Genomic DNA, 13,193 nt, shown 5'->3' with positions numbered 1-13,193 from the left:
ATATTCAACTACCTGTAGAGGTCATCTATGGAAGCTTACGCGCTTACCCTGGATGAGGCCTGCGCGTTTCTCGGCATCTCCCGACCCACGGCCAGCAACTGGATACGGTCGGGACGCCTGACAGCAACACGCAAAGACCCGTCCAAACCGAAGTCACCCTATCTCGTCACCCGCCAGGCATGTATTGCCGCTCTCAATAATCCGTTGCACACTGTCGCCGTGAGCGCGGCAGGTGCATATGAGGAGAAATTATCATGTCCATCTTCCGCAGGGGTGAAACATGGTACGCCAGTTTCACAGCGCCAGACGGCAAGCGCTTTAAGCAGTCTCTTGGGACAAAGGACAAAAGGCAGGCAAGCGAGCTTCACGACAAGCTAAAAGCTGAAGCATGGCGTGTCAGTAAACTGGGAGAGATGCCGTCAATAACATTCGAGGAAGCGTGCGTGCGCTGGCTGGAAGAGCGTGCGCATAAGAAGTCACTGGATGACGACAAGAGCCGGATCGGATTCTGGCTCCAGCATCTGGCAGGGATGCAACTGAAGGATATTACTGAGAATCACATCTATAACGCCATCCAGCGTATGCCGAACCGGCGCCACCATGAGAACTGGAAGCTGAAGGCTGAGGCGCTACAGAAAAGAGGTAAGCCGGTGCCGGAGTACGTGCCGAAACCCGCATCTGTAGCGACCAAAGCCACGCATCTGGCTTTTATTAAAGCGCTGCTCAGGGCGGCAGAAAGGGAATGGAAGGTGCTGGACCGCGCGCCGGTACTGAAGGTTCCTCAGCCGAAGAACAAACGTATTCGCTGGCTGGAGCCGCACGAAGCAAAAAGGCTGATTGATGAATGCCCGGAACCGCTTAAATCCGTAGTCAGGTTTGCACTGGCCACAGGGTTGAGGCGATCGAACATCATCAATCTGGAGTGGCAGCAAATCGATATGCAGCGCCGGGTAGCGTGGATAAACCCGGAAGAAAGTAAGTCAAACAGGGCTATTGGCGTAGCGCTGAATGATACTGCATGTGAGGTGCTGAAAAATCAAATCGGCAATCATCACCGATGGGTTTTTGTTTATCAGGAAAGCAGCACGCGACCGGACGGGTCGAAGGTGCCTACGGTAAGGAAAATGCGTTACGACGCAAACACAGCATGGAGAGCTGCACTTCGCCGGGCGGGGATAGAAGATTTCCGCTTCCATGACCTGAGACACACCTGGGCAAGTTGGCTGGTACAGGCCGGAGTGCCGTTATCGGTTCTGCAGGAGATGGGCGGCTGGGAGAGTATCGAAATGGTACGACGCTATGCGCATCTGGCACCGAGTCATCTAACCGAACACGCGAAGCAGATTGACGCGATTTTCGGGAGGATTGTCCCAAATCTGTCCCACATGGAGTTACGGGATGGTACTGATGGGTTCTAAGTCTTTGATTTAACTGGTGCCGATAATAGGAGTCGAACCTACGACCTTCGCATTACGAATGCGCTGCTCTACCAACTGAGCTATATCGGCTTTCAGGAGAGATGCTACGGGCTGTAACGTTAAGAAAAAGCGGCGCCGGAGTCAAGAGGCGCCGCATCGTATGCTGGTTTTATCATCAGCGATAGCCAGTTAGGCTATGCGCGCACCGTATCATCGCCATAAGCCACCCACTTATAGGTGGTCAGCGCTTCCAGGCCCATCGGGCCGCGAGCGTGCAGCTTCTGGGTGCTTACCGCCACCTCTGCGCCCAGGCCAAACTGGCCGCCATCGGTAAAGCGCGTGCTGGCGTTTACATATACCGCTGAGGAATCAACCTGATTAACAAAGCGTTCGGCGCTGCGCGTATCGCGCGTCAAAATGGCATCGGAGTGCTGGGTGCCGTGCTGACGAATATGCGCGATCGCCTCGTCCATATCCTTCACTACCCGCACATTTAAATCGAGCGACAACCATTCATCGTCATATTCGCCGGCTTTTACCGCTTCCACTTCTGCCGGCCCCTGCTGCAACAGCGGCAGCGAAAGCGCATCGGCATGTAGCTTTACGCCCTCCTGCGCCATACGCTGACTTAGCGCAGGCAGGAAAGCATCCGCAATGGCCTGGTTAACCAACAGGGTCTCTACGGAATTACAGGCGCTGGGGCGCTGTTTTTTCGCATTAACAATCACCTTCAGCGCTGCGTCCAGCTCATAGCTGACATCAATATAGATATGGCAAACGCCGATGCCGCCGGTAATCACCGGGATAGTAGACTGCTCACGGCACAGCTTATGCAATCCGGCGCCGCCGCGCGGGATCAGCATATCCACATAGCGGTCCAGCTTCAGCAGCTGATTAACCAGTTCGCGATCGGGGCTTTCAATCGCCTGCACCGCGCCTGCTGGTAAACCGTGCTGTTGTAACGCCGACTGGATAACGCGCACCGTCGCGCCGTTGGTGCGATAAGTCTCTTTACCGCCGCGCAGAATCGCTGCGTTGCCGGTTTTCAGGCACAGCGAAGCGACATCCACCGTCACGTTTGGGCGCGCTTCATAAATGACGCCCACCACGCCCAGCGGCACGCGGCGGCGCTCAATGCGCAAGCCGCTATCCAGGCGGCCGCCGTCAATCAGCAGCCCCACCGGATCGGCCAGTCGACAAACCTGACGCACATCGTCCGCAATCCCTTTCAGGCGCGCGGGGTTCAGCATCAGGCGATCCAGCAGCGCTTCGCTCATGCCGTTCTGACGCGCATCCGCCAGATCCTGCTGGTTAGCCGCCAGAATTTCTGCACTCTGTGCTTCCAGCTGTTCGGCAATGGTCATCAGTACGCGGTTTTTCTCCGCCGTACTTAGCGTGGCAAGCTGATATGAGGCCGCTTTAGCCGCCTTGCCCATCTCATCTAACATTGAAGGCTCCTTAGCTGACAATCATATCGTCGCGGTGCATAGCGACCGGACCGTATTCATAACCCAGGATGTTAGTGATCTCCTGGCTGTGGTGGCCGGCAATCATCCGCAGCGCATCGCTGTTATAGCGTGAAACGCCGTGCGCCACATCGCGCCCCACCAGGCTGCGGATACGGATCACTTCGCCGCGTGAAAAGTTGCCGCTCACTTCGCGGATGCCTTTCGGCAACAGCGAACTGCCGCGTTCCAGCACCGCCGACAGCGCGCCATCGTCGATAATAATCTCACCGGCTGGCGGCGCACCGAAGATCCAGCGTTTACGCGTCTCCAGCGGCGACTGCTGCGCATGGAAGCGGGTGCCCACCGGTTTGCCTTCAATCACATCGCCAATTACGCCCGGACGGCTGCCCGCCGCGATAATCACCTCAATGCCGGAACGACAGGCCACGTCCGCCGCCTGCAGTTTGGTGGCCATACCGCCGGTACCGAGGCCGGAAACGCTGTCGCCGGCAATGGTGCGCAGCGCATCGTCGATGCCATGCACGTCACTGATAAGCGATGCCTGCGGATTATTACGCGGATCGGCGGTAAACAGCCCTTGCTGGTCGGTCAGCAGCAGCAGCTTATCGGCCCCGGCCAGCATCGCCGCCAGCGCCGACAGATTGTCGTTATCGCCTACTTTGATTTCGGCGGTCGCCACCGCATCGTTCTCATTTATCACCGGCACAATATTGTTATCCAACAGCGCGCGCAGCGTATCGCGCGCGTTCAGAAAGCGCTCACGATCTTCCATATCCGCACGCGTCAGCAGCATCTGGCCAATATTGATGCCATAGATAGAGAACAGCTGTTCCCACAGTTGAATCAAACGGCTCTGCCCCACCGCAGCCAGCAGCTGCTTTGAGGCGATGGTAGGCGGCAGTTCCGGGTAACCCAGGTGTTCACGTCCGGCAGCCATGGCGCCAGAGGTGACAATCACAATTCGATGGCCCGCCGCGTGCTGCTGTGCGCACTGACGAACTAACTCCACTATATGTGCCCGATTTAACCGACGCGATCCGCCGGTTAGCACGCTGGTACCCAGTTTGACCACTAAGGTCTGACTGCCGCTCATGATTTCCTGCCGTAGTAAAAATGTCTTTGAAGGGACGTTTTATCAGGAGTGAGCAAAGATGCCAACAGGCACCGCGGGAAAAGCATGGAAAATTCCCGACAGCCGCGTAGACCAAAAGTTCGCGCTTAACAAGAAAAGAGGAAAAGCTTCATAAAAGATTCATCAAATCTCGGTAAAAACGTTCCCGTGTTTATAAGAGTTTTCCGAGCGGTACATATTTTTACTCATTGGGATTAATAAAAAATGAAAAAGAGCGCATTGGCACTACTGATCTCCGCCCTGGCACTGAGCACCGCGGCTCAGGCAGCAGAAGTGTACAATAAAGACGGTAACAAGCTTGATTTTTATGGCAAAGTGAAAGCAATGCGTTATATGAGCGATGCTGAAACCAATGCCAGCAACAACGCCGACAAATCTTATGTGCGTATTGGTTTTAAAGGCCAGACGCAAATTAATGAAATAATGACCGGTTACGGTCAGTGGGAATATCAGTACAACCTTAATAACCCGGAAAGCGACTCAAACGCAGGTAACAAAACGCGTCTGGGCTTTGCCGGTATCAAAGTCAGCGATTACGGCTCGCTGGATTACGGTCGCAACTACGGTTTGATTTATGACGTAGAAGCCATTACCGATATGATGCCGGAGTTCGGTGCCACCGCGTATACCTCCGCTGACGTCTATATGCTGACCCGTACTAACGGCGTTGCAACCTACCGCAACAGCAATTTCTTTGGTCTGGTGGATGGCCTGGATTTTGCGCTGCAGTATCAGGGTAAAAACGAAAGCTCCACACGCGGCGACGGCGTCTCTAACGGTGACGGCATGGCCGCATCGCTGTCCTATAAAATTCTTGATAGTCTGAGCCTTAAAGCCGCGGTCTCTTCTTCTAACCGCACGCTGGATCAGAAAAATAGCGTTTACGGCGGCGGTGATAAAGCGGAAGCCTGGGCAACCGGCATTAAATACGACAACAACGGCGTTTATCTGGCGGCTAACTACGCTGAAACCCGCAATATGAACCCAATTAGCGGCAGTGACGTTAATGTTAACGGCACAGTAGAAGATATCAGCGGCTATGCGAATAAGCTGCAGAATATCGAAGTAGTGGCGCAGTATCAGTTTGATTTCGGCCTGCGTCCATCACTGGCTTACGTGCAGACGAAAGTTAAAGATATGGAAAACGGCCTGGGCGATGCGGATTACTATAAGTTCGCTGACGTGGGCGCGACCTGGTACTTCAACAAAAATATGTCCGCCTTCGTTGATTACAAAATCAACCTGCTGGATGATAACAACAAGCTGAACCGCAACACCGATGATATCGTTGCCGTAGGTATGACATACCAGTTCTGATGCTCTACAACGCCCGGTTGGTTTTCTGAATACTCAGTATTGCTGCAACAGAAGGCTGGCCGGTTGCTGCGGCGACATCGTGAAAAAGGCAGGCTCATGGCCTGCCTTTCCTGTTTAGCGCTGACGATTAAGCGGTTAATTTCATCGTCTGTTCGTTGGCGCCCTCGGCAGGTAACAGCCCCAACTCCAGTTCGGCCAGCATCGCTTTCAGGCGTTCATGGAAGTTACGCAGCGTCTCTTCCAGTTTTTCTTCGTTTTCTTTGCCTTTGATGGCGCATGGCTTCCAGTTGCCGTCTTTATCGTGCAGGCCATAGTAATACTGATAGGTAAAGTGATCGGGTTGCGCATCCAGCTCCAGCCACCATCCCCAGAACTCCCGGCTTTCCGGTGCAGGCTTAACATTGACGCAAACGGCCAGGCAGTCGAAAAAGAACCGCTCATTTTCGCATTTGTTCTCGCGAATATAGGGACCCAGCGCGGTAAAACGTTTAAGCAACCGGCTTCTTGGATGTCCACTCGGTAACGTCATGGTTTACACCTCCTTAAATGAGCTAACAGTTTTAGCAAACTGAGGCAAAATAGCAACTTATCACTTCAACTGTTGTACCAACCAGTCACAAAGAGTTTGCAATGCCCGATCGAAATTGCCCAGCACCGGCGAGAAGCCGATCGGCAACAGTTTGCCTTGCGCAGAGGAGTTAACAATCAGGCGCGCATCCTCTTCCGGGCTCCAGGGATCGTTCTGCCAGTAGCCCGCCAGCATCGGCGTCGGTGTACGGCGTCCCAGCAAGCCCTGGGTTTTTAGCGAATAACGATTCAGCTCCGTGCGCAGCACATCATCCGTCGCGCGCGCCATGCCCAGCCGGCTGGCCAGCACGTCGATATACATATCCGGCACACGGTCCTGCTGCGCGGCGTTAGCCAGCAGCGCATGGACTATCGGCCCCAGGCAGGCTACGCCACGCAAACGCTGCGCTTCCAGATAAGCCAGACGTACCGCCACGTTAGCGCCGAAACGGTAGCCCAGCGCCGCCACGCGCGTATGATCTATCCAGGGCACCGAGTCGAGAGCGCGCAGCACCTGCTGATGCAGAAAGCTGGTGTCCTGCGTGAGTTTCCATTTGGAAGAGAAGCCCACCGAGGGCATATCAATCGTTAGCATCGCGACGCCGCGTGGCGCCAGATATTCATGAAACAAACGATAGTGATCGATTTGCAGGCTATCCAGATTGCCGCACAGCAGCACCGTGGGATAAGGTGCGCTGACCGCAGGCGGCATATGCAGGAAGCCGGTAAGCGAGCCGCCGCCCTGAATCGGGAATTCCAGCTCTTTCAGCTCGCCGGGCAGGCGCAGCGTCGCTTCTTCATAGGCGCGGTTGGCCAGCGTTTGCGCCTGTTCAGCCAGCTCATCGCCTTTAATATGCGGCCAGGCGGCCAGGCTGTAGAGATTAACCGCATGCAGCCAATATTCACCCGCCTCCGGCGTATCGCCCGCGTCCATCGCCTTTTGCTGCCACTGCGCCGCCTGTTTGCTCCACTCATAAATCCAGTTGCCGCTGCGATAGCCGATAACCGTATCCAGCAGATCGTCGCTGGTACGCTCCGCCGGACTGGCGGCAATTCGCGCCAGCACTTCGCTGATTTCAATCGGCGAAAGGCCGCGCCAGCTCCAGAGCAGGCGGTTAAGCATGCGATACCAGCCGGTATGGCTTTCACCATCCAGCGTGGATTGAACAGTCGAGGTGAGATGATGCCGCTGACGCACCAGTGATGAGGTTTCCGGGTGTTTGAATCGGGGTTTGAATAGCTCTTCGCTGAGATTTTTTGCTGACATGGTGTCGCCCTCCTGCCGCCGCGCAATGACGAGACTACAGTGTACTGCACCCGCTATCAGGGCGCGACCCGCAGAAACGACAACGCCCGGACGAACCGGGCGTTGTTTTGATGCAGGTCAATCAGCGATTGACGATCGGCGGGACAAAGGCAACGCCCATATCCCACGGCTGCTCAATCCAGGTATTCTGAGCGATATCAACCACATAATCATCGACCAGCGGCGCACCGGCTGGTTTTGCGAAAATGGTGACGAAACGCGCTTTCGGATACATTTCACGGATCGCCTGAGCGGTGCCGCCGGTATCGACCAGGTCATCAATCACGATAAAACCTTCGCCGTCGCCTTCCGCACGCTTCAGCACGTTCATTTCGCGCTGATGGTCATGGTCATAGCTGGAGATGCAAACCGTATCGACATAGCGGATAGAGAGTTCACGCGCCAGCAGCGCGGCCGGAACCAGGCCACCGCGGCTTACCGCAATAATGCCTTTCCACTGTTCAACAGGAAGCAGGCGCTGAGCCAGTTTACGGGCATGAATCTGCAGCATGTCCCAGGTGACGACGTATTTTTCGCTCATAAAAGGAATCCCGACCAATCGAATTGGCCTAAAAAATGTGCAATGGGAAAAGGTTGCGCGGCATTATAAGGATCTGACGCGTTAAAAACCAGCACCGGATAGCGCGGTTGCCGCATTTTAACGCGCTCAACTGCACAGCGGACAATAAAGAATGTTATTCTCACCCCATCACGTCAGATTCGCTGACGGCGATCGAACACTGAAAATTTCGCAACGATGCGCAGCCGCGCATCGATGACACAGGAGACCTGTCGTGTCTGAATTGTCTCAACTCTCTCCCCAACCGCTGTGGGATATTTTCGCTACAATCTGCTCCATTCCGCATCCTTCTTTCCATGAAGAAGCGCTGGCGCAGCACATTCTCTCCTGGGCAAAGGAAAAAGGCTTCTGGTGCGAGCGTGACCAGGTCGGCAATATTTTAATCCGCAAGCCAGCCACTCCGGGCATGGAAAACCGTAAGCCGGTGGCGCTGCAGGCGCACCTGGATATGGTGCCGCAGAAAAACAACGATACGGCACATGATTTCACCAAAGATCCGATTCAGCCGTGGATCGATGGCGAGTGGGTAAAAGCGCGCGGCACCACGCTGGGCGCGGATAACGGCATCGGCATGGCATCGGCGCTGGCGGTGTTGGCAGATGAGAGCGTGCAGCACGGCCCGCTGGAAGTGCTGCTGACCATGACGGAAGAGACCGGCATGGACGGCGCGTTTGGCCTGCAACCGAACTGGCTGCAAGCTGAGATCCTGATTAATACCGATTCCGAAGAAGAAGGCGAAATCTATATGGGTTGCGCCGGCGGCATCGATTTTACCTCTACCCTACCGCTGCAGCGTGAAGCGGTTCCGGCCGATTATGAAACGCTGCGCCTGACGCTGAAAGGGTTGAAAGGCGGCCACTCCGGCGCCGAGATCCACCTCGGTCTGGGCAACGCCAACAAACTGCTGGTACGTTTCCTGGCGCAGCATGCGCGCGAATACGATCTGCGCCTGATCGATTTTACCGGCGGTACGCTGCGCAACGCGATCCCGCGTGAAGCCTACGCAACCTTCGCTCTGCCTGCGGCTAAAATCGACGCGCTGAAATCTGCGGCGATGGGTTATCTGGCGACCTTGCAGAACGAGCTGGGTATGATTGAGAAAAACATTACCCTGCAAACCGAGCCGGTAGCCAGCGGCGCGGCGCTAACGGCGGACAGCCGCGATCGTTTTATCGCCCTGCTGAACAGCACGCCGAACGGCGTAATCCGCAACTCAGACGTGGCGAAAGGCGTGGTAGAAACCTCGCTGAACGTCGGTGTGGTTTCTATGACCGAGCAGGAAGCGAAAATCAACTGCCTGATCCGTTCCCTGATCGACAGCGGTAAAGATTACGTGGTGACGATGCTGAGCTCGCTGAGTGAACTGGCCGGCGCGCAAGGCGCGGCGAAAGGCAGCTATCCGGGCTGGCAGCCGGACGCCAGCTCGCCGGTGATGGCGCTGGTGCGCGAGACCTATCAGCGTCTGTTTAACAAGACGCCGAATATTCAGATAATCCACGCGGGTCTGGAATGCGGGCTGTTTAAGAAGCCTTACCCAAATATGGATATGGTTTCTATCGGCCCGACCATTACCGGCCCGCACTCGCCGGATGAGCAGGTACATATCGGTAGCGTGGCGCTTTACTGGCAGCTGCTGACCGAACTGCTGAAGGTTATTCCGGCGAAGTAATTTCGCCTGTAACGCATTGCCATCGGTAAAAAGTAAAGGCCAGAGCGTTTCTGGCCTTTTTATTTTTTTACACGGTTTATTTTATAGCGCGTTGTTTAACGCCGCTGGCGTGTAATATTTTTACTTAGGTACATTTTGATTTATCCAGTCTAAAGGTGCTGGTCCATAAATCCAGACAGGACCCATAGGCACTTTTGGAATAGGAACGTTAACTGGACCGTGATTAATAGCCCCCTGGATAACTGTTTGTAAAGCACCGCCAGTAGCGCCTACCAAAGCTCCCGGGGCGCCTCCGGTGATAGCCCCCCAGCCTGCACCATATGCCATATTAGTGGTCATTTGCTTAATCACTTCTTGATTAGCAGGATCTACAGCGGCTCCTGATACTGATGCCAGCAGGGAATGATTAATTTTCTTCATAGCGTATTCCTTTCCATAAAAAATAAATTATTTCATTGATCATCATTGCTATCAGCGTGATAAAAAAACAATTAATAAAAAACGCCAGATTAAAAGGTAAATTATTAAACCCTGGAGAAATCAATAATGGATAAAGAAAAGCATTCATCAAACATATAATGAAGCTGACGATAAGCTGATAGTAAACCCTTCTGGCATTATTACTTACTCGTAGATAGATTACCCAGGCCATAAGCGAAAAGAAACAAGGCGCAAAGACGGGCGTGAAAATCATATTACTTTCCTTTGATTAATATTTCCAAAGTGGTTAAGGCATCATCTCTTTCTCAATAGAAAACATCATATATCTAAAAAGCTATGCTTTATCATCCATTCTGGCTTTTAACCCTTTCATATGTATTTTCATTGTTTAGTCAGGCAAATAAATGACTAATCTCACATTTTAAAAATTCGTTGTTCTTAACCGCTCTACAGACCCAGCAGCAGTTGCCGTTCCAACTGGGGATTAAGCAGCGTCACGTGCAGCCCCACCAGCCTGACGCCGCGTCCGGCGCGGCGCTCTTCCCACGCCTCTTTCGCTACCGCGATCAAATCTTGTTTATTCAATACCGGCCAGACATGCTCTTGCGTGGTCTGCTGAAAGTCACTGAATTTAAGCTTAACGCCCTGACGCGCAATATGGCGATCCGGCTTGATTTTTGTTAGCCGCCGCTCCAGCTCCTCATAGAGAAAATCGATAATCTCCAGACACTGCTCCCAGTGATGAATATCTTCCGACAGGGTACGCTCTACGCCGAGCGATTTACGCTCACGATCGGTAATCACTTCCCGCTCATCAATACCGTGGCTACGCTCCCAAATCACCCGGCCAAATTTACCAAAGCGCTTCAGCAGCATCGCCAGATCGCTATTCTGCACGTCGGCACAGGTACGCAGCCCTAAATCTTCCAGCTTCTTTGCGGTGACTTTGCCCACCCCAGGGATTTTCGCCAGCGGCAGCGTCAGCAAAAACTGCGACACCTCTTCGGGGGTGATCACATACTGGCCATTCGGCTTATTCAGGTCGGAGGCGATCTTGGCAAGAAACTTGATGGGCGCGACGCCCGCCGATGCGGTAAGATCCAGTTCGCGGGCGATGGTCTGACGGATTTCACGCGCCATCAGCGTTGCCGAGCCGTGACAGTGCGGACTGTCGCTGACATCAAGATAGGCTTCATCCAGCGACAGCGGCTCAATACGCGCGGTATAGCGGGAAAAGATCTCGCGAATATGCGCAGAGGCCTCTTTATAAGCATCAAAGCGGCCCGGCAGCAGCGTTAAATGCGGGCAAAGCTTCAGCGCCATGGCGGTGGACATCGCGCTACGCACGCCATATTTACGGGCCGGATAGTTCGCGGTGCTGATCACGCCGCGCTGCGTCCGGTTGCCGCCAATTGCCAGTGGAATATCACGCAGGCTGGGGTTATCACGCATTTCCACCGCCGCGTAAAAGCAGTCCATATCGACATGAATGATTTTGCGCATAACCCCCTCCGCCAGCACTGGATAAGTATACAGCCAAGCTGAGCGAATTCAATGGCGTAGCGCGGTGAATATGGTGTAACGACGACCCGCTAAATTGCGGGCCGGCTCTGGAATAACAGCTATTTCTTAGCGGGCATCTTGATAAAAAAATAGACAGTGATAATGTTGCGCAGCGATAGCGGAATTATCCGATTATGCATGTCACAGACGCCGCAAGGCGTTGCAGTTTAACCCCCTCATCATCAAGGGAAAAAGAATGGGCAAAATCGCACTTTTGTTTGCGATGATTCTTCTGCCAGCCCTCAGCATGGCAAGCGCGCCTGAGCCAGTACAGCCACTGGCACCGGTCAGCAAAGAGTTAAAGAAGCAGTTATTAGGTACGCCGGTTTATATTCAGATTTTTAAAGAAGAGCGCACGCTGGAACTGTACGGCAAGATCGGCAATGAGTTCCGACTGCTCGACAGCTATCGCATCTGTAATTTTTCCGGCGGACTGGGGCCAAAGCGTCGGCAGGGCGATTTCAAAAGCCCGGAGGGCTTTTACAGCGTAAAACAGAGCCAGCTTAAGCCGGACAGCCGTTTTTACCGCGCCATCAATATTGGTTTTCCTAACCAGTACGATCGCCAGCAGGGTTATGACGGGAAATATTTGATGATCCACGGCGCCTGCGTCTCCGTTGGCTGTTACGCCATGACCAACGCCTATATGGATGAGATCTTCAGCTACGTTAACGCCGCTTTGCGCAACGGTCAGCCGGAAGTGGAAGTAAGCATCTACCCGTTCCGCATGACTGAAAGCAATATGCAGCGTCACCGTAACTCTTACTACGCTAACTTCTGGAAAGAATTGCAGCCGGGCTACGCCTGGTTTGTTGAGCATCGCCAGCCGCCGACGGTGATGGTTAACAACGGCAGGTATGTGCTGAACGGTTCGCCGGTCAGCGGCACGCCCGCCGCTTCGCAGTCATTCCTGGCGCTCTCCAAGGCAAAATAATTGCCATTCGCCTGGCAGAATGCGATGCCAGGTTTCATTGCCGGTTAGCGGCTGAGTAGCAATCACCGTGACCACGTCGTTTGGCGTGGTCTGCTTTTGAAAGTCGATCTCCACATCCTGATCCAGCAGTTTCGCCTTGCCGAACGGCGCGCGGCGTGTAATCCAGAACAGATTGGTCGAGCAATAGGCCATCAGATAGCGCCCGTCCGACAGCAGCATATTAAATACGCCTTTCTGCCGCAGCTCCGCCGCCAGTTCAGCGATATAGCGAAATACCGCAGGCCAGTTCCCTGGCGTACGCGGATAGCGCGTCGCCAGCTTATGCAGCAGCCAGCAGAACGCCTTTTCACTGTCCGTCTCGCCGACCGGACGAAAATTCCCGGTTTCCAGCTGGCGATAGCCGCTTAGCTGGCCGTTATGCGCATAGGTCCAGTTACGTCCCCACAGCTCGCGAGTAAAGGGATGAGTATTCTCCAGCGATACCTGACCACGATTCGCCTGACGAATATGCGCCACCACCGAACAGGACTTAATCGGATACTCCTGTACCAGGCGCGCAATAGGCGAGTTATAGCTGGGCTGCGGATCTTTAAAGGTACGGCAGCCCTTATTTTCATAAAAAGTGATGCCCCAGCCATCTTTATGCGGCCCGGTGCCGCCGCCGCGCTGCACCAGTCCGGTAAAGCTAAAGCAAATATCAGTTGGGACATTAGCGCTCATACCGAGCAGTTCACACATAGACGGGCCTCCGGCGCGATTTTGTTACGATTATAACGAATCAGGCGCAGAGTAGCAGC

General features: G+C 54.1%; 13 protein-coding genes and 1 tRNA gene. 5 read left to right on the top strand and 9 right to left on the bottom strand.

What is annotated here, in order from left to right; genetic code table 11:
- The first annotated feature begins 27 nt into the window (after positions 1-27).
- Both K6958_RS04870 and K6958_RS04865 read left to right on the top strand, forming a co-directional pair.
- A complete protein-coding gene (locus K6958_RS04870) occupies positions 28-378 on the top strand; it encodes a helix-turn-helix domain-containing protein (RefSeq protein ID WP_249893599.1) in 351 nt (116 codons plus the stop codon).
- Positions 261-1,418: a site-specific integrase gene (locus K6958_RS04865; protein ID WP_249894600.1), complete on the top strand. Its 1,158-nt coding sequence runs from the start codon at positions 261-263 to the stop codon at positions 1,416-1,418. Before K6958_RS04870 ends, K6958_RS04865 begins: the two co-directional genes overlap by 118 nt.
- 14 nt (positions 1,419-1,432) lie before the next feature.
- Here the strand turns inward: K6958_RS04865 and K6958_RS04860 are convergent.
- The 3 genes from K6958_RS04860 to proB all read right to left on the bottom strand — a co-directional run bounded on the left by K6958_RS04860 (position 1,433) and on the right by proB (position 3,980).
- Positions 1,433-1,508 (bottom strand) — tRNA-Thr (locus tag K6958_RS04860).
- 104 nt (positions 1,509-1,612) lie between these two features.
- Positions 1,613-2,866 (bottom strand): glutamate-5-semialdehyde dehydrogenase, encoded by a 1,254-nt coding sequence (gene proA / locus K6958_RS04855; protein WP_249893598.1) that lies wholly within the window; start codon positions 2,864-2,866, stop codon positions 1,613-1,615.
- A gap of 10 nt (positions 2,867-2,876) precedes the next feature.
- Positions 2,877-3,980, bottom strand: a complete 1,104-nt coding sequence (gene proB / locus K6958_RS04850) for a glutamate 5-kinase (RefSeq protein WP_249893597.1) — start codon at positions 3,978-3,980, stop codon at positions 2,877-2,879.
- Between the two features lie 243 nt (positions 3,981-4,223).
- On the opposite strand from proB, the gene K6958_RS04845 reads away from it, so the two are divergent.
- Positions 4,224-5,336, top strand: a complete 1,113-nt coding sequence (locus K6958_RS04845; protein WP_249893596.1) for a porin — start codon at positions 4,224-4,226, stop codon at positions 5,334-5,336.
- Positions 5,337-5,463: 127 nt separating this feature from the next.
- On the opposite strand, the gene crl is transcribed toward K6958_RS04845, so the two are convergent.
- The 3 genes from crl to gpt form a co-directional block, all read right to left on the bottom strand.
- Entirely contained in the window at positions 5,464-5,865 is a 402-nt protein-coding gene (gene crl, locus K6958_RS04840) for a sigma factor-binding protein Crl (protein WP_249893595.1), read from the bottom strand.
- A 60-nt stretch (positions 5,866-5,925) separates the two neighbouring features.
- Positions 5,926-7,170, bottom strand: a complete 1,245-nt coding sequence (frsA, locus tag K6958_RS04835) for an esterase FrsA (RefSeq protein WP_249893594.1) — start codon at positions 7,168-7,170, stop codon at positions 5,926-5,928.
- Between the two features lie 121 nt (positions 7,171-7,291).
- Entirely contained in the window at positions 7,292-7,750 is a 459-nt protein-coding gene (gene gpt / locus K6958_RS04830; RefSeq protein WP_103058977.1) for a xanthine phosphoribosyltransferase, read from the bottom strand.
- Positions 7,751-8,003: 253 nt separating this feature from the next.
- Between gpt and pepD the strand changes: the two genes are divergently transcribed.
- Positions 8,004-9,458 (top strand): beta-Ala-His dipeptidase, encoded by a 1,455-nt coding sequence (gene pepD / locus K6958_RS04825; RefSeq protein ID WP_249893593.1) that lies wholly within the window; start codon positions 8,004-8,006, stop codon positions 9,456-9,458.
- A gap of 120 nt (positions 9,459-9,578) precedes the next feature.
- On the opposite strand, the gene K6958_RS04820 is transcribed toward pepD, so the two are convergent.
- A complete protein-coding gene (locus K6958_RS04820) occupies positions 9,579-9,878 on the bottom strand; it encodes an E492 group microcin (protein ID WP_249893592.1) in 300 nt (99 codons plus the stop codon).
- A gap of 468 nt (positions 9,879-10,346) precedes the next feature.
- Entirely contained in the window at positions 10,347-11,402 is a 1,056-nt protein-coding gene (gene dinB / locus K6958_RS04815; RefSeq protein ID WP_249893591.1) for a DNA polymerase IV, read from the bottom strand.
- 256 nt (positions 11,403-11,658) lie between these two features.
- On the opposite strand from dinB, the gene dpaA reads away from it, so the two are divergent.
- Entirely contained in the window at positions 11,659-12,396 is a 738-nt protein-coding gene (gene dpaA, locus K6958_RS04810; RefSeq protein ID WP_249893590.1) for a peptidoglycan meso-diaminopimelic acid protein amidase, read from the top strand.
- Here dpaA and K6958_RS04805 read toward each other — a convergent pair.
- Positions 12,367-13,134, bottom strand: a complete 768-nt coding sequence (locus tag K6958_RS04805) for a class II glutamine amidotransferase (RefSeq protein WP_249893589.1) — start codon at positions 13,132-13,134, stop codon at positions 12,367-12,369. The genes dpaA and K6958_RS04805 overlap by 30 nt on opposite strands.
- Between the last annotated feature and the right edge of the window lie 59 nt (positions 13,135-13,193).

Origin of the sequence: Mixta hanseatica, from assembly GCF_023517775.1 — a bacterium.
Lineage (GTDB): Bacteria > Pseudomonadota > Gammaproteobacteria > Enterobacterales > Enterobacteriaceae > Mixta > Mixta hanseatica.
The sequence above is the reverse complement of the archived record's forward strand: the minus strand, read 5'-3'. Positions and strand labels throughout refer to the sequence as shown.

Bases quoted from the DNA above. Each gene is read 5' to 3' on its own strand.
- frsA (WP_249893594.1), bottom strand. From the start codon at position 7,170: ATGTCAGCAAAAAATCTCAGCGAAGAGCTATTCAAACCCCGATTCAAA.
- proA (WP_249893598.1), bottom strand. From the start codon at position 2,866: ATGTTAGATGAGATGGGCAAGGCGGCTAAAGCGGCCTCATATCAGCTT.
- K6958_RS04805 (WP_249893589.1), bottom strand. From the start codon at position 13,134: ATGTGTGAACTGCTCGGTATGAGCGCTAATGTCCCAACTGATATTTGC.
- crl (WP_249893595.1), bottom strand. From the start codon at position 5,865: ATGACGTTACCGAGTGGACATCCAAGAAGCCGGTTGCTTAAACGTTTT.
- dpaA (WP_249893590.1), top strand. From the start codon at position 11,659: ATGGGCAAAATCGCACTTTTGTTTGCGATGATTCTTCTGCCAGCCCTC.
- dinB (WP_249893591.1), bottom strand. From the start codon at position 11,402: ATGCGCAAAATCATTCATGTCGATATGGACTGCTTTTACGCGGCGGTG.
- proB (WP_249893597.1), bottom strand. From the start codon at position 3,980: ATGAGCGGCAGTCAGACCTTAGTGGTCAAACTGGGTACCAGCGTGCTA.
- gpt (WP_103058977.1), bottom strand. From the start codon at position 7,750: ATGAGCGAAAAATACGTCGTCACCTGGGACATGCTGCAGATTCATGCC.
- K6958_RS04820 (WP_249893592.1), bottom strand. From the start codon at position 9,878: ATGAAGAAAATTAATCATTCCCTGCTGGCATCAGTATCAGGAGCCGCT.
- K6958_RS04845 (WP_249893596.1), top strand. From the start codon at position 4,224: ATGAAAAAGAGCGCATTGGCACTACTGATCTCCGCCCTGGCACTGAGC.
- K6958_RS04870 (WP_249893599.1), top strand. From the start codon at position 28: ATGGAAGCTTACGCGCTTACCCTGGATGAGGCCTGCGCGTTTCTCGGC.